Source organism: Azorhizobium oxalatiphilum, assembly GCF_014635325.1.
Classification (GTDB): domain Bacteria; phylum Pseudomonadota; class Alphaproteobacteria; order Rhizobiales; family Xanthobacteraceae; genus Azorhizobium; species Azorhizobium oxalatiphilum.
Genome location: NZ_BMCT01000001.1, coordinates 1,174,680 through 1,193,494, shown reverse-complemented (window position 1 = coordinate 1,193,494; position 18,815 = coordinate 1,174,680). Strand labels below are relative to the sequence as shown.

17 protein-coding genes are annotated in these 18,815 nt (G+C 68.9%); 1 reads left to right on the top strand and 16 read right to left on the bottom strand.

What is annotated here, in order from left to right; all coding sequences use genetic code 11:
• Nucleotides 1-2: 2 nt before the first annotated feature.
• The 14 genes from IEW24_RS05415 to IEW24_RS05350 all read right to left on the bottom strand — a co-directional run bounded on the left by IEW24_RS05415 (nt 3) and on the right by IEW24_RS05350 (nt 16,736).
• Nucleotides 3-701: a superoxide dismutase gene (locus IEW24_RS05415; protein ID WP_188576107.1), complete on the bottom strand. Its 699-nt coding sequence runs from the start codon at nt 699-701 to the stop codon at nt 3-5.
• Nucleotides 702-848: 147 nt separating this feature from the next.
• On the bottom strand, nt 849-3,821 hold the full coding sequence (locus IEW24_RS05410; protein ID WP_188576105.1) for a bifunctional [glutamine synthetase] adenylyltransferase/[glutamine synthetase]-adenylyl-L-tyrosine phosphorylase: 2,973 nt from the start codon (nt 3,819-3,821) through the stop codon (nt 849-851).
• 200 nt (nt 3,822-4,021) lie between these two features.
• Entirely contained in the window at nt 4,022-5,416 is a 1,395-nt protein-coding gene (locus IEW24_RS05405) for a sensor histidine kinase (RefSeq protein ID WP_244644174.1), read from the bottom strand.
• 31 nt (nt 5,417-5,447) lie between these two features.
• Nucleotides 5,448-6,164 (bottom strand): response regulator transcription factor, encoded by a 717-nt coding sequence (locus tag IEW24_RS05400; protein WP_280514956.1) that lies wholly within the window; start codon nt 6,162-6,164, stop codon nt 5,448-5,450.
• Nucleotides 6,165-6,463: 299 nt separating this feature from the next.
• The gene (locus IEW24_RS05395; RefSeq protein WP_188576103.1) at nt 6,464-8,008 is read right to left on the bottom strand and encodes a Do family serine endopeptidase; all 1,545 of its coding nucleotides are present in this window, start codon (nt 8,006-8,008) and stop codon (nt 6,464-6,466) included.
• A gap of 168 nt (nt 8,009-8,176) precedes the next feature.
• Nucleotides 8,177-8,683, bottom strand: a complete 507-nt coding sequence (locus IEW24_RS05390; RefSeq protein ID WP_188576102.1) for a cytochrome c-type biogenesis protein — start codon at nt 8,681-8,683, stop codon at nt 8,177-8,179.
• 8 nt (nt 8,684-8,691) lie between these two features.
• Nucleotides 8,692-10,698: a heme lyase CcmF/NrfE family subunit gene (locus tag IEW24_RS05385; RefSeq protein WP_188576100.1), complete on the bottom strand. Its 2,007-nt coding sequence runs from the start codon at nt 10,696-10,698 to the stop codon at nt 8,692-8,694.
• Complete coding sequence (gene ccmE, locus IEW24_RS05380) at nt 10,695-11,246, bottom strand: cytochrome c maturation protein CcmE (RefSeq protein ID WP_188576098.1); 552 nt, start codon at nt 11,244-11,246, stop codon at nt 10,695-10,697. Before ccmE ends, IEW24_RS05385 begins: the two co-directional genes overlap by 4 nt.
• Nucleotides 11,247-11,251: 5 nt before the next feature.
• Nucleotides 11,252-12,424: a c-type cytochrome biogenesis protein CcmI gene (ccmI, locus tag IEW24_RS05375; RefSeq protein WP_188577393.1), complete on the bottom strand. Its 1,173-nt coding sequence runs from the start codon at nt 12,422-12,424 to the stop codon at nt 11,252-11,254.
• A 127-nt stretch (nt 12,425-12,551) separates the two neighbouring features.
• Entirely contained in the window at nt 12,552-12,974 is a 423-nt protein-coding gene (locus IEW24_RS05370; RefSeq protein WP_188576096.1) for an RT0821/Lpp0805 family surface protein, read from the bottom strand.
• A 124-nt stretch (nt 12,975-13,098) separates the two neighbouring features.
• Nucleotides 13,099-14,493, bottom strand: coding sequence for an ATP-binding protein (locus IEW24_RS05365; RefSeq protein ID WP_188576094.1), 1,395 nt, complete (start codon nt 14,491-14,493; stop codon nt 13,099-13,101).
• Nucleotides 14,494-14,521: 28 nt separating this feature from the next.
• Nucleotides 14,522-15,193: a response regulator transcription factor gene (locus tag IEW24_RS05360; protein WP_188576093.1), complete on the bottom strand. Its 672-nt coding sequence runs from the start codon at nt 15,191-15,193 to the stop codon at nt 14,522-14,524.
• A 383-nt stretch (nt 15,194-15,576) separates the two neighbouring features.
• The gene (locus IEW24_RS05355) at nt 15,577-15,864 is read right to left on the bottom strand and encodes a hypothetical protein (RefSeq protein ID WP_188576090.1); all 288 of its coding nucleotides are present in this window, start codon (nt 15,862-15,864) and stop codon (nt 15,577-15,579) included.
• Between the two features lie 17 nt (nt 15,865-15,881).
• Nucleotides 15,882-16,736, bottom strand: a complete 855-nt coding sequence (locus tag IEW24_RS05350; protein ID WP_188576088.1) for a glycoside hydrolase family 108 protein — start codon at nt 16,734-16,736, stop codon at nt 15,882-15,884.
• A gap of 85 nt (nt 16,737-16,821) precedes the next feature.
• Here IEW24_RS05350 and IEW24_RS05345 point away from each other — a divergent pair, with 85 nt between their 5' ends.
• Complete coding sequence (locus tag IEW24_RS05345; protein ID WP_188576087.1) at nt 16,822-17,022, top strand: hypothetical protein; 201 nt, start codon at nt 16,822-16,824, stop codon at nt 17,020-17,022.
• A 26-nt stretch (nt 17,023-17,048) separates the two neighbouring features.
• On the opposite strand, the gene IEW24_RS05340 is transcribed toward IEW24_RS05345, so the two are convergent.
• Complete coding sequence (locus IEW24_RS05340) at nt 17,049-17,315, bottom strand: hypothetical protein (protein ID WP_188576084.1); 267 nt, start codon at nt 17,313-17,315, stop codon at nt 17,049-17,051.
• 18 nt (nt 17,316-17,333) lie between these two features.
• Nucleotides 17,334-18,815, bottom strand: coding sequence for a DUF2793 domain-containing protein (locus tag IEW24_RS05335; protein ID WP_188576083.1), 1,482 nt, complete (start codon nt 18,813-18,815; stop codon nt 17,334-17,336).

Here is an 18,815-nt window from a genome sequence, read left to right as displayed (position 1 = left end):
GGTCAGCCGAAGCGTTCGCTCACCACCTGCCAGTTGACGAGATCCTTCAGCACCGCCTCCACATGGGCGGTGCGGCGGTTCTCATAGTCGAGATAATAAGCGTGCTCCCACACGTCGATACCCAGGAGCACCTTCTTGCCGTCCGGCAGCGGGTTGGCGGCATCCTTCATGCCGATGATGGCGAGCTTGTCGCCATCGCGCACCAGCCATACCCAGCCGGTGCCGAACACCTTGTCGCCCGCCTCCACCATCTTGCGCTGGAGGCCGACGACGGACTGGAACTCCTTCTCCACGGCCTGCGCGAAGGCGCCCGTGGGCGCGGCCGGGCCACCCTTGAAGCTCGCCCAGTAGAGGTCGTGGTTCCAGGCCTGCGCGGCGTTGTTGAACACGTCCGCATCATTGGCCTTGCGGGCGGCCACCACCACTTCGGAGAGGGACATGTCCGCATAGGGCTTGCCCTGCACCAGCGTGTTCAGCTTGTCGTAATAGCCCTTGTGGTGCTTGCCATAGTGCAGGCCCACCGTGCGGGCCGAGATGGTGGGCACCAGTTCGTCCTCCTTGTAGGGCAAGGGCGGCTGGGTGAAGGGGCCTGCGGCGCGGGCCACATGGGGGCGGAACACGGCGCCCGCGAGCACTGCGGTGCCGAGCGCCAGCGCCGCGCGGCGGCTGAAGGCGGACGAGGCTGTGGGGTGCGTATCCATTGGAGGTCTCCGCCAGTCGTTGCTTGCGGCGGCCTCAGGCGCACGAGCGCGAAAACGAGGCCGTCACGCAGACAACCCGGACGGCGGAGGATGGGTCCGTCCCTTAAGACAAGGCTGGCGCAGACGTGACCGCGCCGGCCCCGCCCCTCAGCCCGCCGCGCTCTCCAGAATGCGCTCGAAGATGGCGCGCACACGCGCCTGCGTGTCCGCCAGATGCGCGTCCAGCGTGGTGAAGTCGGGCATCTCGCCGGCCCGCGCCAGCAGCGCCTTGAGCGCCTGACTGCCTTCCGCCGGCACGAACGGCCGGTCGATGGCGAGGCGCAGCACCTGCGTGAGGTCCTGATAGAGCTTGCAGGCGGCGGACAGCTGCGCGCAATCCTCCGGCGAGAGCAGTTCCAGCGCGCCGGCCACGGAGAGGATGCGGGCGGTGGCGGTGTCCACGATCTCGGGATGGCCCGCCGCATGCACCAGAACGAGGAACTGGGCGAGGAACTCCACGTCCACCTGCCCGCCCGCCGCATGCTTCAGGTTCCAGCGGTCATCCTCGCCCTTCTCGGCGGCAATCGCCCGGCGCATGTCGAGAATGTCGCCCGCGATGCGGCGCGGATCGCGCGGATTGGCCAGCACTTCCAGGATCACCTGCTGCACCGTGAGGCCGAAATCGGCGCTGGCGGTGATCACCCGAGCGCGGGTCAGCGCCATGTGCTCCCAGGTCCAGGCCTCGGTGCGCTGGTAATTCGCGAACGAGCCGAGCCGGGTCGCCACCGGGCCGGCACGGCCGGACGGGCGCAGGCGCAGGTCCACGTCGTAGAGCTTGCCGGCATTGGTCAGCGAGGTCAGAGCGGTGACGAGGCGCTGGGTGAAGCGGGCGAAATAATGCGCGCCCTGCAAGGGCCGCTCGCCGTCCGACATGCCGTCGGCTTCACGGTCGTAGTCATAGAGCAGGATGAGATCGAGGTCCGAACCCGCCGTCATCTCGCGGCTACCCAGCTTGCCCATGAAGAGCACCGCTGTCTCGGCGCCGGGAATGCTGCCGTGATTTTCCTTGAAGCGCGCCCAGACGCGGGCATGCAGTGCGCGGATGATGACCTCCGCAACCCGCGCATAGGCCTCGCCTGCGCGGGCCGCCGGAAGCGTGCCGGAGACGATGCGCACGCCGATCAGCACATGCTGCTCCTGCCGGAACCGGCGGGCGCGATCGAACCGCTCCTCGTCATCGGGGGCGGCGTCGAGCAGATCGTTGAGGCGCTGGGTGAGATTGGCCTCGTCGGGCAAGGTGTCGAAGAAGGCCGGATCCAGCAGCGCATCGGCCAGCGAGGGCCGGCGGGCCAACGTCTCGCCGAGGCGCGGGGCCGCCGCCACGATGGTGGCGATGAGGCGCACGAGGTCCGGATTGTGCTCCAGCGCCGCCAGCAGATGCGGCCCCGGCAGATCGCGCAGGAAGGCATCCATGGCGCCGAGCGCGCCATCGGGATCGCCGCCGTGGGAGAGCTGTTCCAGCATCAGCGGCACGATCTTGATGAGGTGATCGCGGGCTACCTCGGTGCGCAGGGCGCGCGGCTCGCCGGAGAGCCAGCCCCGCACCGTGCGGCTCGCCGCCACCGGCTCGCGATAGCCGAGGCGGGAGAGCGTGCCCAGCGTCGGCTTGTCATCGGCGTCAGGGGGGAAGTTCAGCTCGCCCTGAAGACAGGGATGGGTGGTCGAATCCTCGAACAGATGGGCGTAATGCCCCTGCACCCGTTGCAGCCGCTCCACCAGCGCGGCGGCGAAACCGTCGCGGTCGGCATAGCCCATGAAGCGGGCGAAGGCTTCCAGCGGCGCGCGCTCTTCCGGCAAGGTGTGGGTCTGGGCGTCCGCCACCATCTGGAGGCGATGCTCCACCCGGCGCAGGAAGTCGTAGGCCTCGGCAAGGTCGTCACGCACCTCGGCGGCGATCCAGCGGTGTTCCACCAGCGCGCCGAGTGCCTCCAGCGTGCGCGGCGAGCGCAGGTCGCGGTCGCGGCCGCCGGCAATGAGCTGCTGGGTCTGGACGAAGAATTCCACCTCGCGGATGCCGCCGCGCCCGAGCTTCACATTGTGCCCTTCCACCGCCACCACCTCGTGGCCGCGGAAGGCATGGATCTCGCGCTTCATGGCATGGACGTCGGAGATCGCCTGATAGTCTAGCACCCGGCGCCAGATGAAGGGGGCGAGATCCGAGAGATATTCGCGGCCCACCGCGATGTCGCCGGCCATGGGCCGGGCCTTGATATAGGCCGCGCGTTCCCAGGTGGCGCCCTCCCGCTCGTAATAGGCGAGCGCGGCGGCGGTGGAGAGGGCGGCCTGCGTGGAGCCGGGATCAGGCCGCAGGCGCAGGTCCACGCGCAGCACATAGCCGTCCTCGGTGCGCTCCTGCAAAAGGCGCACGAGGCTTTTCGCCATGCGTACATAGAGCGGACCGGGCTCCACGCCCTCGGCCACCGGGGCGACCTCGCGGTCATAGACGAGGATGAGATCCACGTCGGAGGAATAGTTCAGTTCCCGCGCGCCATGCTTGCCCATGGCGATCACGGCGAGGCCGCAGCCGGTGCCCGGCGTCTCGGGATCGGGCAGGATGAGCTTGCCGCTCGCGGCGGCCTCGCGCAGCAGGAAGTCGAGTGCGCCGGCCACGGCCGTGTCGGCCACCAGCGTCAGCGCGCCGGTGATCTCCATGAGGCCCAGCACGCCGCCGATGTCGGCGAGCGCGATCACGAGGGCCGCCTCGCTGCGCATGCGCCGCAGCGCCGCCATGACGTCGCTCTCGTCGCGGGCCGCCTTCACCGCCGCGCGGGCGGCGGCCGCCAGCCCCTCCACATGGAGCAGCGGCGGCGTCTCCAGCGCGCGGATGAGGCGCAGGGGATCGCGGCGGATCACATCGGTGAGGAAGGGCGCGCCCTCCATGACACCCAGCACCACCGTGCGGGCGACGGGCGCGTCCGCCAGAAGCGCGTCGAGGCGGGCCCGGCCCGGCGCATCCAGCCGTTCCAGCACCTGTTCCAGCCGCACGGCGGCGGCGGACGCGTCGATCAGCACCGGGGCTTCCCGCATCCGCGAGGCGAGGCCGGAGCTCAGGTCTGGGGCATGAAGGGTTGGCGCAGTCATGTGCTCGACTTAAAGGCACAAGCCGAGGGGCCTGCGCAAGTCCGGAGCTGTAATATCAGGCACATGGCGGGATATTCCGGCAGGAGAAGTCTCCACGCCGGAGATCATAGGTTGAACCGGCGCCGCTTGCTGCGCAAAGTTTATCCCCTCAACAGTGAACGTTCTCCTGCGCCACACCCGCCGATACTACCTCCACCAGATCATCCATCCTTCGCCGGCAGGCGGAGTGTCGCACGCAGGCCCGGCGCGGCATCGGAGAAGCTGAGCTGCCCGCCATGCAGCCGCGCCACCGCCGCCACCAGCGACAGGCCAAGACCCGAGCCGGGGCGTGAGCGGCTGGCCTCCAGCCGAACGAAGCGCTCCATCACGCGGTCGCGGTCGGCGTCGGGAATGCCGGGGCCGCTGTCGGTGACGGTCAGCACGGCGAACGCTCCGTCACGGGCGAGCGAGACGGTGATGCGGCCGCGCGCGCCGTCGGGCGGCAGGCCGTATTTGATGGCATTGTCGATGAGGTTGGAGAGCGCCTGCGCCAGCAGTTCACGCTGGCCGTACAGCGTCACCGGCTGGATTTCGGCGACGAGGTCCAGCCCCTGTTCGTCGGCCAATGGCTCGTACAGCTCGGCCACATTCTCGGTGATATCGGCGAGACTCACACCGACCATTGTGTCGCGGGCCTGCCCGGCCTCGGCGCGGGCGATCATCAGCAGCGCGTCGAAGGTGCGGATGAGGCCCTCGCTCTCCTCGATGGTCGTCTCCAGCGCCGAGCGCCAGTCCTCCTCCGCGCGCGCGCCGCGCAGCGCCTCCTCCGCCCGGTTGCGCAAGCGGGTGAGCGGGGTCTTCAGATCGTGCGCGATATTGTCGGAAACCTCCTTGAGCCCCGCCATCAGCGCCTCGATGCGGTCCAGCATCTGGTTGAGGCTGTGGGCGAGGCGGTCGAACTCGTCGCCGGAGCCGTCCACCGAGAGCCGGCCGGACAGGTCGCCGGCCATGATGCGTTCAGACGTGGCGGTCATGGCGTCGATGCGCTTCAGCACCCGGCGGGTGACGAAGATGCCGCCCGCGAGACCCAGCAGCAGGATCACCACCAGCGCGCCCTGTGCCGGGCGCACCACGAGCTGGCGCAGGGTGTCGCGATCCTCGACGTCCTTGCCCACCAGCAGACGATAGCCGCCGGGCAGCATGAACACCTGCACATAGGCGAGGTTCTCCTTCGCCCCCGGCTCGTCGGAGCGCTTGTAGGAGGTGATGCGCGCGCCCTGCTGGTCGAGCAGGCCGATGGGCAGTTCGGAGACGTTGGAGGCCAGCACCTCGCCGGCAAAATTGGTGACGAGATAGATGGACGAGCCCGGCCTGCGGGTGCGGCGGTCGATGACGAAGATCAGGCGCTGGATGCCGCCGATGCGATACTGCTCGGCGAGGAACCGCACCTCTCCCTCCACATTGTCCGACACCTGGCTCTCCACCAGCGCGCGGGTGTGCCACGCCACATAGGAGATCATGCCCACGGCGAACACGGCGAACACCACCAGATAGACGGCGATCAGCTTGAAGGCGGTGGTGCGGACCAGACGCGAGAGATCGCGTGGAAGCATCATGGCGTGCCGGTCTCTCCCCGGAAGGCGCGCATCAGCGCAGCCCCACCCGGACCATGTAGCCGGCGCCGCGCACGGTATGGATCAGCGGCACCTCGAAGCCCTTGTCGATCTTCGAGCGCAGGCGCGAGACGTGGACGTCGATGACGTTGGTCTGGGGGTCGAAATGATAGTCCCAGACGTTTTCCAGCAGCATGGTGCGCGTCACCACCTGCCCGGCATGGCGCATGAGATATTCGAGCAGCCGGAACTCACGCGGCTGGAGGGGGATCTCCTTGCCCCCGCGCGCGACGCGATGGGCCAGCCGGTCCAGTTCGAGATCGCCCACGCGATAGACCGTCTCGGCCGCCTGCGGCGCGCCGCGCCGGGACAGCGCCTCGACGCGGGCCAGCAGCTCGGTGAAGGCGTAGGGTTTCGGCAGATAGTCGTCGCCGCCGGCGCGCAGGCCGACAACGCGGTCGTCCACCTGGCCCAAGGCGGAGAGGATCAGCACCGGGGTGGCATCGCCGCGCCCGCGCAGTTCGGCCACCACGGAGAGGCCGTCGCGCTTGGGCAGCATGCGGTCCACCACCAGCACGTCATACTTGCCGTCCAGCGCATGGGCGAGGCCGTCCTCGCCATCGGCGGCGTGGTCCACCACGTGGCCCGCCTCGCGGAACGCCTTGCGCAGGTAGTCGGCGGCGTCTTGGTCGTCCTCGACGAGGAGCAGTCGCATGGAGAAGCTGAAGTCCGGTTCGAGATTCGCGTCCATGGCAGTCTACTCACCATCTCAAGTCCGCGCACAGGCGCTGAAAAGATGACGGCGGGGGAAGACTTCGCTTCCCCCGCCGATCGGTGTCTTGGCGGAGTTTGGGGCGACGGAGGACCGCCTCGGCACCAATCGCAATATCGTCCCGGCCGGACCGCTTGGACTCCGATCCGGCCGGGGGCGCCGGGCCGCCATGCGAGGCGCGGCGCGCCGGGCTTCGGGAGAGACGAGAACGGCGTTCCCCGCGCCATTCCCGCCCTTAGGCCCCCCGCGGCCCGAACACATCAGGCTGGACCGAGCGATCAGCCCGCCTTGGGATCGAGGGTGATGGCGACGAAGCGCGTGCCCTGATCGTTCTTCACCCGCATGAGCACCGCCTTGCGGTTCTCGGTCTTGGCTGCGGCAAGGCCGGCGCGGACGTCGGCGGGGCTGGAGACGGACTTGCCGCCCACATCCAGGATCACGTCGCCGGAGCGGATGCCGCGGGTGGCGGCGGGACCGCGCGGGTCCACCTCCGTCACCACCACGCCCTCGCTACCGGCACCCTGCACGCTCTTGGCGGGGGCAAGCTGGAGGCCGAGGCGCGGCACGTCATGGGTGCCCTCGTCCTTGCCGGAGACGCTGGCGAGCTGCTTCTCGCCGGGCAGCTGCTCCAGCTTCACGTCGAAGGGCATGGCCTTGCCGTCGCGAACCACGGTGAGGGCCACGGAGGTGCCGGGCTTCATCATGCCGATCTTGCGGCTGAGGTCGCGGGCATCCTTGATGGCCTCACCGTTGACCTTGGTCACTACGTCGCCGCTCTTCAGGCCGGCCTTAGCACCGGGGGTGTCGGACTGCACCTGCGCCACCAGAGCGCCCTCGGCGGTGTTGAGGCCGAGACCGGAGGCCAGATCGTCCGTGACCGGCTGGATCTGCACGCCGATATAGCCGCGCGCCACCGAACCCGAAGACCGGAGCTGGTCCACCACCGTCTTCACCGTCTCGGAGGGGATGGCGAAGGCGATGCCCACGTTGCCGCCGGAGGGCGACACGATGGCGGTGTTCATGCCGATGACGTTGCCGGAAAGATCGAAGGTCGGGCCGCCCGAGTTGCCCCGGTTGATGGGCGCATCGATCTGCACGAAGTCGTCATAGGGACCGGAGCCGATGTCGCGGCCACGGGCCGAGACGATACCGGCGGTCACGGTGCCGCCGAGGCCGAACGGATTGCCGACCGCGATCACCCAGTCACCCACGCGCGGCGCGGTGTCGGAGAGCTTCACGAACGGCAGATCGGTCTTGCCCTCGATCTTGATCAGGGCCACGTCGGTGCGCGGATCGGTGCCGATCACCTTGGCGGTGTATTCCTTGCCGTCGGTGGTGGTCACATCCACCTCGGCGGCGCCGTCCACCACGTGGTTGTTCGTCACCACATAGCCGTCGGCGGAGATGATGAAGCCGGACCCCTGGCCGACCACGCGGCGCTCGCCGGGGCCGGAGCGCGGGGCGCGCTGCATGGGGCCCTGCGGACCCTGCGGGCCGTTCTCAAGGCCGAAGCGCTTGAGGAAGCGCTCGATCTGCGGGGGCACCTGCTGACCGCCGAAGTCGTCGTCATCGCCCATGGCCGTCTGCTGGGACGAGCTGTCCTTCTTGATCTTCACCGAGACCACGGCCGGGCTCACCTTCTGCACGATGTCGGCGAAGGAGAAGCTGTTGCTGGTGAGGGGCGCCTGAGCCTGGGCCAGCGCGGGGGTCGAGGGATAGCCGAACTGGCCGATCGCGACACCGGCGACCGCGAGGCCGACCACGCCCGCCATCAGAGCGGTGCGGCGCTTGGTCAGGGAGGAGAAGGTGGAAAGGCGGGTCATGCGCGTTGCATCTCTCTTCTGTCGGCCGCCCCATCTGGGCGGCGTCTGAAGGAGAAGCTAGCGCCGCGACCCTTACGGCCCGCTGGCGGTGGGATTACAGATCGGTAAGGCGCGTCACGGCCGCGTGAGCAGCGGCGGAAGGGCGCAAAGCCTTACCCCTCGACGCCGTCAGCCCGGCTTGCCGCCCTTCGGCGGGGTCTCGGCCCCGGTCTCGCCATTGGCGGCGAGAATGGCGCGCAGGCGCGCTTCCTCTTCCGGCGTCAGTTGCTGCACATCCGTCTGCGAGCGGCCCCGGAACGCCATGAAAGCGGCGATTCCGCCCACCACCAGCACGATGAAGGGCAGGCTCCACAGCAGCGCATTGCGGGCGGAGAAGGTGGGACGCAGCAGTACGAACTCGCCGTAGCGCGCCACAAGGAAGTCCAGCACCTGCCGGTCGCTGTCGCCCTTCGCCAGCCGCTCGCGCACCAGAATGCGCAGGTCGCGGGCGAGCGGGGCATCCGAATCGTCGATGGACTGATTCTGGCAGACCATGCACCGCAGCTCCTTGGAGAGCGTGCGCGCGCGAGCTTCCAGCGCGGGATTGCTCAGCACCTCGTCCGGCTGCACGGCGAACGCCGGACCGACGCTCACGAGCAGCAGGAGGACACAGGCGAGGCGGCGAAGAAACGTCATCTTATGTCCTATTCCGCCGGGGCTGGCTGGGGCGCGGGGCGCTTGTCCTGGCGCGGCTTGGCCTTGGCCGGTCGCGGCGCGCCCACCCGCAGGCGGCGGTCGGCCAGCGACAGGCAGCCGCCCAGCGACATCACCACCGCGCCGAGCCAGATCAGCGTCACCAGCGGCTTCCACGTCGCGCGCACGGAGATGTGGCCGTCCGGCGTCTCCTCGCCCATGGAGAGATAGAGCTGCGAGAAGCCGAAGGTGCGGATGCCGCTTTCCGTGGTGCCCATCTGCCGGGCTTCGAAATTGCGCCGCGAGGCTTCGATGTTGCCTTCCGGCTCGCCGTCCGTGGACAGGCCGAACACGGCGGTGCGGGCGGTGAAGTTCGCCCCCGTGCGATTCTCAATGCGCAGGAAGGTCAGATCATGCGAGCCGATGGTGAAGCTGTCGCCCACCTTCATGGAGGCGATGTGCTCCTGGCTCCACGTGGTCTCGCAGACGATGCCGATCAGGCAGACGCCGACGCCGAGATGGGCCACCGCCGTGCCGAAGGCCGAGCGCGGCACGCCCTTGAGGCGCGCGAACGCCACCCGCGCGGACACGCGCCCGATGCCGGCGCGCTCGGCGATGTCGGTGAGGGCACCGGCGATGATGAACACGCCGAGCCCGACCATCACCGCCGCCAGCACCGGCCCGCCGCCGGTCGCCGCCGCCGTGACCACGATCGCCACCACCGCGACGGCCGCAGCCACCGTGAGGCGCTGGGCCACGCCGAGCAGGTCGCCGCGCTTCCAGGCCATCAGCGGGCCGAAGGGAATGGCGAACACCAGCGGCAGCATCAGCCCGCCGAAGGTGATGTTGAAGAAGGGCGGCCCCACCGTGATCTTGGCGTCCGAGATCATCTCCAGCGCCAGCGGATAGAGCGTGCCCACGAACACCGCTGCCGTGGCGGCGGTGAGGAACAGGTTGTTCATCACCAGCGCGCCCTCGCGCGACACCGGCGCGAAGATGCCGCCCTGCCGCAGATCGCCCGCCCGCAGCGCGAACAGCAGCAGGCTGCCGCCAATGAAAAAGGTGAGGATGCCGAGGATGAAGACGCCGCGCGCCGGATCAGTGGCGAAGGCATGCACGGAGGTCAGCACGCCCGAGCGCACCAGGAAGGTGCCGATCAGCGACAGCGAGAAGGCCAGGATGGCGAGCAGGACGGTCCAGATCTTCAGCGCGTCGCGCTTTTCCATCACCACGGCGGAATGCAGCAGCGCGGTGGCGGCGAGCCACGGCATCAGGGAGGCATTCTCCACCGGGTCCCAGAACCACCAGCCGCCCCAGCCCAGCTCGTAATAGGCCCAGTAGGAGCCCATGGCGATGCCCAGCGTCAGGAACACCCACGCCGCCAGCGTCCACGGCCGGACCCAGCGCGCCCAGGCGGCATCGATGCGGCCCTCGATCAGCGCCGCCATGGCGAAGGCGAAGGCGATGGAGAGGCCCACATAGCCGAGGTAGAGCAGCGGCGGATGGATGGCGAGGCCGGGATCCTGAAGGATCGGATTGAGGCTGCGTCCCTCGGCGGGCGGCGAGATGATGCGCGTGAAGGGATTGGAGGTGAACAGGATGAAGGTGAGGAAGGCCACCGCGATGGCGCCCTGAACGGCGAGCGCATTGGCCTTCAGGCGATCCGGCAGATTGCCGCCGAACAGCGCCACCAGCCCGCCGAACAGCGCCAGCACGAACACCCAGAGCAGCATGGAGCCCTCATGGTTCCCCCACGTGCTGGTGAACTTGTAGATGAGCGGCATGCGCGAGTGGGAATTCTCCACCACGTTCAGCACGGAGAAATCCGAGGTGACGTAGACCGTCATCAGCGCGCCGAAGGAGAAGGTGACGAAGGCCAGCATCATCAGCGACACCGGCGCGGCGACGCCCATGAGCACCGGATCGTCCTTCCGCGCGCCCCAGAAGGGCACCACCATCTGCACCAGCGAGAGCGCCAGCGCGAGGACAAGGGCGTAATGGCCGAGTTCCGCGATCATTGGGCAGGGCTCCGCTCGGCAGCCGCCGTGACCGGCGCGGGAGAGACGGTCGGCAGCGCCGCCGAGGGCTTCACCGGCGCGGCGGGCTTGGCCGGCGGCGGCATGGGGCCGCCCTCCTCGCCTTCCTTCCAGTGGCCGGACTTCTTGAGCGCATCGGCCACCTCACGGGGCATGTAGCGCTCGTCATGCTTGGCCAGCACGCTGTCGGCCTTCACGGTGCCGTCGCTCTGGAGAATACCTTCCGTCACCACGCCCTGCCCCTCGCGGAACAGATCCGGCAGCAGGCCCGTATAGGCGACCTTCACCTGCGCATTGCCATCGGTGACGATGAATTGCGTGGTGGCGCCGTGCTTCTCGACGCTGCCACTTTCCACGAGCCCGCCCATGCGCAGGCGCGAGCCGGGGGCGAAGGTCTTGGCGGCGACCTCGGTGGGGGTGCGGAAGAAGACGATGGTGTCGTTCAGCGCGGTCAGGATCAGGCCGGCGGCGAGCGCCAGCACGCCGAGACCAACGGAGATGAGAACGAGGCGGCGGCCCTTGCGTGTCATGGTCCTCAGCCTCCAAGTCCGAGGTCTGCGCGGGCGGCCTCGATGCGGCGCCCGGCGTCTTCATCGCCGGTGAAGGCGGTCATTGCAGATTGGAGCGCGGCACCAGCCTTGGCCTTGTCCCCCAGCACGCTCCAGGCCCGGGCCAGACGCAGCCAGCCGTCGAGATCCTTCGGCTCGGCCGCGAGGCGCTCCTCAAGGCGCGACACCATACCCATAACCATGGCGGAACGCTGTTCAGGCGTGGCCTGCTGCGCGGCGGCCACGTCTTCGGCGCTGGGGCCAGGGGCGGCCGCCTGCGGCGCGGACACCGCGGGCGCACCAGTGTTGGGCGCACCAGCCTTGGGGGCAGCGCCCGCGCGGGTCAGCGCGGCTTCCACCAGCGGGCGCCACGGCGCATTGGCAGACGCCTCATCCAGCATGCTCCGCCAGAGGGCGACGGCATCGGCCTTGCGGCCGTCCTGCTCGGCGGCGAGGCCGAGGAAATAGCGCGCCTTCACAGCCCTCGGGTCGATGTCGACGGCGGCGGTGAAGGCCTTGACCGCATCCTGCGGCACCATGCCGTCGGCGGCGGCGGTCAGCACCTCGCCGAGCGCCGAATAGCGCTCCACGCTCGGCCCCAGCGTGCGGATGGCGGCGCGATAGGCCTGCGCGGAATCGTCCAGCCGGCCGAGGCGGGCATAAACCGGGGCGAGGATCTCATAGCCCCGGCCGTCATTGGGATTGGCGGAGAGATGCTCTTCCACCCGGCGCACCAGAATGGCGATGTCGTTGCCATCCGGCGGGGCGGCGAGGCGCGCGGCGAGCGGTGCGCCGGGCACCGCAGGCGAGCCCAGCGTCATATAGAGCCCAGCCCCCACGGCGGGCACCAGCAGCAGCGCGAAGAGGGCGGCGGCGCGGCGACGCCCGGTGGAACCCGTGCCCTCCCCGGCCGCGTCGTCGCGCGCGCCGGCCGCCAGAATGCGGCGGTTGACCTCGATGCGGGCGGCTTCCGCCTGCTCGGCCGAGAGCCGGCCAGCGGCCTGGTCGCGCACCACTTCAGCGAGCTGGTCACGATAAACGGCAAGATCCGCCGCGCGCTCGCTCCGGGCGAGGCGCCGGCGGCTGAGGGGCCAGAGCACCGCCATGATCGCGATGGCGGTCATGGCAGCAAAGGCAACAAAAAGCGGGGCGGACGTCATCATCCTCTGCCGTTAACGGAGTGGAGGCCAAAAGCAAACGCCGCTTTCGGTCGCGGCGTGTCACCGTCGCGGAACCTCACGCAACCGTCATTGACATAACTCTAAAATGGTACCGGACGACCATGTGTCAGCTGGGCGCACCCCAGGTGCCATCCGCGCTGCGGCAGGCGACACCACGAGTCGTCAATGGCTTGCCCTGCACATAAATGGTATGTGAGTAATCTCGACACTGTGGATTACCCGGCCGGGCATAGGCCGGGCCGGCGATCACGGTGCCATAGGCGCCGCTGTCGCCCTTCCAGCCCACGGGCGCGCCGGGGCCGCCATATTCCAGCGCCTGCACCTCGGCGGCATAGGCCCGCTGGCGCTCCTGCTCGCCGATGGCGGCATTGGCATAGCCCGCTTCCAGACCCAGAACGGGGTTGGTGGAAACCGGCGGGGCGGATGGCGTGCTCAAGGCGGCAACCTTCGGCCCGTCGCCCGACGTGCTGATGCACGCCGACAGGGACAGGGCGAGGAAGGGAACACAGAGCGCCTTTCGCGGAATCATCACACGACAGCCTTGGCAGGAACCTTCCGCAATGCGGAAGCTGAGGGACTGCCCTGATTTAGGCGAAAGATCAGCGTTGTGCACCTGCCCAGATGCACCGATCTGCATGATCCTCTTCAAAAATTCATACGGCCGGCAACACCAGCTCGGTGCGCAGGCCGCCCAGCGGGGCGGTATTCATCTCGAACCGGCCGCCATAGAGCGCCGTCAGCTCATGCACGATGGACAGGCCCAGTCCCGAGCCCGGCTTGGATTCGTCCAGCCGCCGACCGCGCCGGCGCACTTCCGCCCGCTTGCCGGGACTGAGGCCCGGCCCGTCATCGTCGATGATGATGCGGAAGAAATTGCGCTCACGCCCGCTGCGCACGTCCGTGATGATGCTCACCTCCACCCGCGACCCCGCCCATTTGCAGGCATTGTCGATGAGGTTGCCGATCATCTCCTCCAGATCGTTGCGCTCGCCCCGGAAGCGCACGTCCTGCTCGGCGCCGAGCACGTCGATGGCCAGATCCTTGGTGCGGTGGATCTTCTCCATGGTGCGGGCAAGGCCGGTGACGATGGGCGTCACCTCGCACACGGTGGCCACCAGCGACACGCGCGCCGCCATGCGGGCGCGTTCCAGATGGTGGCCCACCTGATTGCGCATCACCGCCGCCTGATCGCGCACCCGCACCGCCAGCGGATCGTCGCGATTGCCGGCCTCGTTCACCAGCACCGAGAGCGGCGTCTTCAGCGCATGTGCGAGGTTGCCCACATGTGTGCGGGCACGCTCGACAATCTCCTTGTTGGCGTCGATGAGGCCGTTCACCTCCCGCACCAGCGGGGCGATTTCCTCCGGATACTCGCCCTCCAGCCGCTCCGCCTTGCCCGAGCGCACGGCGGACAGCGCCTCCTGGATGCGGCCGAGCGGCTTCAGGCCGAACCGCACCTGGAACACCACGATCAGCAGGAAGGCGAGGCCGAGCACGCCGAAGGTGCCCACCAGCGCGAGATTGAAATTGGTGATCTCCTCCTCGATCTCCGAGGCGTCGCCTGCCACCGTGATCAGGTAGCGCCCGTCCTGCCCGAGATCGAGCGAACGCTCCACCAGCCGCAGTACCTGCTTCTCCGGCCCCGGCGCATAGCCTTCGCGCACGCCGCCGGGCCGCTCCTCCACGCCCAGCGATTCCAGCGTCGGCAGCTTGCCTTCGGGCAGCGAGCGCGAGCGCCGGACCTCCGGCTCCGGCGTATCCAGCCGCGCCATCTGCCAGTACCAGCCGGAGAATGGGAAGATGAACAGGGGATCGGTGAGCGCCTGCGGGTCCGGCAGGCTGCTGGCGGAGGGCACCGCGCTGTTCGCGATGCCGCCGACGATGGTCTTCATATAGACCTCGAGCCGGCGGTCGAAGGCGCGCTCGGTGCCCGCGCGGTAGAGCGAGGACAGCACCACGCCCACCACCAGCAGGACCAACGCCGTCACCACCACCGCCGACAGGAACAGGCGGAAGGCCAGCGAGCCGGGAGTGCGAGGCAGGATCATGGGGCGCGCGGCGATCCGTCCTTCAGGCTCACCGCGCCGCTTCCGGCGCCGTGAGCAGATAGCCGAGGCCGCGTACCGTCTGGATGACGTCGCAGTCGATCTTCTTGCGCAGGCGCCCCACGAACACCTCGATGGTATTGGAATCGCGGTCGAAATCCTGCTCGTAGAGATGCTCGACCAGTTCCGCGCGGGAGACCACGCGGCCGGCATGGTGCATCAGATAGGACAGCAGGCGGTATTCATGGCTGGTGAGCTTCACCGGCGTGCCGTTGACCGACACCCGCCCCGAGCGGGTATCGAGCCGCACCGGGCCGCAGGTCAGCTCGCTGGAGGCGTGGCCGCTGGCCCGGCGCAGCAGCGCGCGCAGGCGCGCCAGCACCTCCTCCATATGGAAGGGTTTTGCCACATAATCGTCGGCGCCGGCATCGAAGCCCTGCACCTTGTCGCTCCAGCGATCACGGGCGGTGAGGATCAGCACCGGCATGCGCTTGCCGGCGCGGCGCCAGTGCTCCAGCACCGAGATGCCGTCGAGCTTGGGCAGGCCGATATCCAGCACCACCGCGTCATAGGGTTCGCTGTCGCCGAGGAAATGCCCTTCCTCGCCATCGAAGGCGCAGTCCACGGCGTAACCCGCATCCCCCAAGGCATGAACAAGTTGGCGGTTCAGATCCGGATCGTCCTCGATAACCAACAGCCGCACGGTGGTTCCTCAATCATGATCCCGCAGGCCGGAGCGTTTGCGGCGAGCCGATCCTACCCCCGCAGGCGGCCGCGCTCCAGCATGCGAGCGCCGTTCCGCCCCGAAAAGGTCGGTAAAACGCGCTCTACCTCACGAAGCGGCCCCCCGGGCACCTCCTCCGTCACGCCGATGGAGGACAAGGGGGAATCCGCTTTCGCTGCGAACATGCCAGAGCCGCCGCCGCCTGTCAGGCCCCGTAAGGGGAGGACAGGGCAAATCTGCTGCCAATTCAGCGCCAGCCACAGAGCGTGCGCCCCACCGCATTGTGCGCCTTGGCCTGCCTTATGGTGTCGTCCGTATCCGCGACCGACCAGCGCAGGGGCCGTGCCGCGCGGCAGAACACATCAGTCCCGCCGCCAGCCGTCGGTGTCCCGCAGCCGGCCAGCGTCAGCCCCAGCAAGATCGGCAGCGCTGCGTGCCTGCGCCGCCCGTTCCACAGCCTCGTCAGCATGCCTCGCCTCCCCTGCCCGCGCCCCAGCCCAGCCCCGCTGCGCCCCGCGCCGGTGCGCCAGCACCAGCGCGAGGACACCAAGCGTCCCCAGCCCCACCCGCCAGCCGAACAGGCGTGTCAGCCCCAGCACCACGGCGAGCGCCGGCAACGCCCAGACCCACCACGGCAGGCCATAGGACAACCAGAGCGCGAGCGCGCTCACGTGCCACCTCCGGCGGCCCCCGCCTCCAGATCGAGCACCGCCGCCCGCACCGCCTGCTTCCGGCCGGCTCGCCACATGAGAACGAGGCCGCCCAGCGTCACCAGCACGCCGAGCACGGTGAGACCCGCGAACAGCAGGGCAAGCGTGGAGGAGCCGCCCGCGAAAGGCGCGATCTGACGGGCCGCCTCGGACACCGCCGAAGCCAGCGCTCCGCCCGCCGCCGTGCCGGTGGCAAGGCCGGTGGCGTGAGGCGGCGCACTGGCGGCCGGAGCCTTGCCGGCCACAGCCTTGTCGGCGCGTGCCTTGCCGCCCACCGGCTCGGCCGTGCCCGCCGCCACCCAGGCGAGCCCGTCGCGGCGCACCTCCGCGACCCGCCGCCCCCAGCCAGCACCGAACACCGGCCAGGTGGAGAGGCTCTTGAGCATGGCGAGGCGGCGGTCGCAGATCGCCTCCACGAGCCCCGGCAGATCGGTCGAGGCGCGGGCAGCGGCCAGCGTCACCGCGCCCACCTGCCCGTCCGCGCCAAGTCCGAGCCCGCGCTGCAGCCATTTGGCGGACTGACCGGGCCCGGAATTCACCGCCCCGTCGAACACCACGTAATCGAGGCCAGCGGGCAGATCGTCCGCCCGCACCGCGTCCCAGTACTGGGTCCGGTAGATCTCCCTGATCTCCGCTGCCTCGATCTGCCGCACCGGCCGGCGGTTGAGGCCCTTGCCCGTGCGGTAGGCATCATAAACCCGCTGAATCACGCCGCGCATGGTGGGGCCGCCGGGATCGGCGGGATGGTTGGAATACCCCCCCTCATGCACCAGGACGCGCGAAAGGGCTGCGTCAAAACTGGACGCGACCATTAGTACCTCCTATTGATGGTGAGAATCGGTTGCGAAGCGCAACGTTTGCGCGTCGGCCACATGAGGCACTGTCATGGAACGGGCATTGGCCGTCTTATTTCTCGGCCTGACCCTCGCGCTTGTGAGCGCAGTCTTCTACTTGCACGCCAATGCCTATGGCATTCTGTACTGGCGCACCTTCAGCGGCGACGAACTCACCTGCCATTATTATTCTGGCCTTGAGTTCCACGATGTAACCTTCCACGATTCGCGTCGGAAGTGCCCGCTGACCCGCCAGACCTTCTAGCGCCGGGTTCCGGCTCCAGCCTGCCTCTACGGCACCAGTTGCGCGGGAAGCGCCGGGAAGCGCGTGGCCTCCACCCGCTCCACCGGCAGTTGGGCCAGCAGGGCCGACAGCGCCTGATGTGCGGGATCGTCAAGTACCTGCAGCGGCAGCACGAAGGTCACGCCATCGGCAAGCGCCACCGGTGCCAGCGCGGCACCGGGCGCAGTCGGACCCGCCAGCGCAGCCGCGTCCGTCGCGGTGAGAATGAGGCATTCGGTGCCCGTCGCATCGGGCTGCTCACTATCGTCCTGCATGGATGTCTCCTGTGATTTTCAAGCCGCGCCGATGGCGGTGAGATAGCGGGCCAGCGCGGCGTGGAAGGCCGCCATCTGCGCGGGTGTGAGGGAGGCGCCCATGAAGGCGGCGGCCAGCCGTCCGGTGCTGTTCACCAGCGGACCGCCGAAATTGATGCCGAGCAGATAGAAATCGAGCTGGGGCGATGGCACCGAGCCAGTCGCCGCCGTCTCCAACCCCACACCATTGCGATAGCAAACTACCGCGTTCGGCCCGCTACGCACCGCCGCATAGAAGCCGGTGGCGAGATAATCAGCGTAGCTGCTGACGCTCCGAATGGCCTCCTCCGTCGCCGTCAATGCGCAATAGGAGCCACCTTCCAAACCGTAACGCGCGATGTGGCTGCCGGAAAATGTCGACGCAAGCAGCGCGCCCATGGCGAGGCCAAGCCGGCCATTCTCCTGCACCCAAGTGCCGAGCCCCGCCGCATCCTGCTGGAACAAGGTGCCCGCGCCCGGTACGAAACCAGTGACCAAATGGCCGGCGGCGCCATCGGACGCATAGCCGCGATCGACCGTGAAGGCCGGGCTGTTCACCGCCGTGAGGCCATAGGCGGATGAGATCCAGTTGAGCCGGGCTGCCTGCGCATCGGGTGCCGCCAGCAGATAAAGCGCATCAAGCTTCGCCCAGACGCCCGCCTTCACCAGTTCGCCGACCAAGCGGTCGATCAGCCATTGCCGGGACAGCGGAGGCGGGGTCCCCATGCGAGCCACCAGCGCCATTGTTTCCGGCCGCGAAAGGGCGAAGGCGGCCGCCTCGGCACGCGGCACATCGCAGGTGAAATAATGCAGTGCCACCCGCACGATGCCGCCGGTGAAGACGCCCCCTTCGGCGCTGATCAACAGCGGCGTCGGCGCGTAGTAAGCGCGCGGGCCGATGACGCCGGAATTGGTGTTGCCCACGCCGACACCCAGCCAGCCGCCGAAGGCGTTGGGCTCCGCAGCCACGCCGCAATGATAGGCGCTCGCCCCCGTCACCGTTTCCAGCGTGCGCGTGGAGACGCCGAACACGATGGCCCGGTCGGGAATGGCGATGGTGGTGGAAACGCTGGCACCGAACAGGAAGACATCCTCCTCCAGCACGTGCGCCGACAGCATGCCGCCATGCGCCCCCGCTGCCAGCGGCGACACCCAGTACGTGCCGTCGAACAGAGCGAGCCGCCGCTCATCCACCACATAGGCCAGCGTACCCGCCGGGCAGGCGAGGAAATCCCAGGCCCCGCTCTCATGTGCCGCGATGGTGCCCTCCCGCCCGAGGAAATCCCCGCTCGCGCCGGCAGGCACGAACCAGCATGCGCCCTCCGCCGAACCTGGCGGGGGCGCGGTGACGGCAAGGCTCTCCAGCCGCAGGTGCACATGGGCGTCGAGCGCCCGGAGCGCCTCGTTGTGGGTGATGTGCTTCTGCGCCTGCGCGGCGGCGAGATAGGGCAGCGCCAGATTGGCGCTGGTAAGGCTCGACAT

Bases quoted from the DNA above. Each gene is read 5' to 3' on its own strand.
- IEW24_RS05415 (WP_188576107.1), bottom strand. From the start codon at position 701: ATGGATACGCACCCCACAGCCTCGTCCGCCTTCAGCCGCCGCGCGGCG.
- IEW24_RS05410 (WP_188576105.1), bottom strand. From the start codon at position 3,821: ATGACTGCGCCAACCCTTCATGCCCCAGACCTGAGCTCCGGCCTCGCC.
- IEW24_RS05405 (WP_244644174.1), bottom strand. From the start codon at position 5,416: ATGATGCTTCCACGCGATCTCTCGCGTCTGGTCCGCACCACCGCCTTC.
- IEW24_RS05400 (WP_280514956.1), bottom strand. From the start codon at position 6,164: ATGGACGCGAATCTCGAACCGGACTTCAGCTTCTCCATGCGACTGCTC.
- IEW24_RS05395 (WP_188576103.1), bottom strand. From the start codon at position 8,008: ATGACCCGCCTTTCCACCTTCTCCTCCCTGACCAAGCGCCGCACCGCT.
- IEW24_RS05390 (WP_188576102.1), bottom strand. From the start codon at position 8,683: ATGACGTTTCTTCGCCGCCTCGCCTGTGTCCTCCTGCTGCTCGTGAGC.
- IEW24_RS05385 (WP_188576100.1), bottom strand. From the start codon at position 10,698: ATGATCGCGGAACTCGGCCATTACGCCCTTGTCCTCGCGCTGGCGCTC.
- ccmE (WP_188576098.1), bottom strand. From the start codon at position 11,246: ATGACACGCAAGGGCCGCCGCCTCGTTCTCATCTCCGTTGGTCTCGGC.
- ccmI (WP_188577393.1), bottom strand. From the start codon at position 12,424: ATGACGTCCGCCCCGCTTTTTGTTGCCTTTGCTGCCATGACCGCCATC.
- IEW24_RS05370 (WP_188576096.1), bottom strand. From the start codon at position 12,974: ATGATTCCGCGAAAGGCGCTCTGTGTTCCCTTCCTCGCCCTGTCCCTG.
- IEW24_RS05365 (WP_188576094.1), bottom strand. From the start codon at position 14,493: ATGATCCTGCCTCGCACTCCCGGCTCGCTGGCCTTCCGCCTGTTCCTG.
- IEW24_RS05350 (WP_188576088.1), bottom strand. From the start codon at position 16,736: ATGGTCGCGTCCAGTTTTGACGCAGCCCTTTCGCGCGTCCTGGTGCAT.
- IEW24_RS05340 (WP_188576084.1), bottom strand. From the start codon at position 17,315: ATGCAGGACGATAGTGAGCAGCCCGATGCGACGGGCACCGAATGCCTC.
- IEW24_RS05335 (WP_188576083.1), bottom strand. From the start codon at position 18,815: ATGTCGAGCCTTACCAGCGCCAATCTGGCGCTGCCCTATCTCGCCGCC.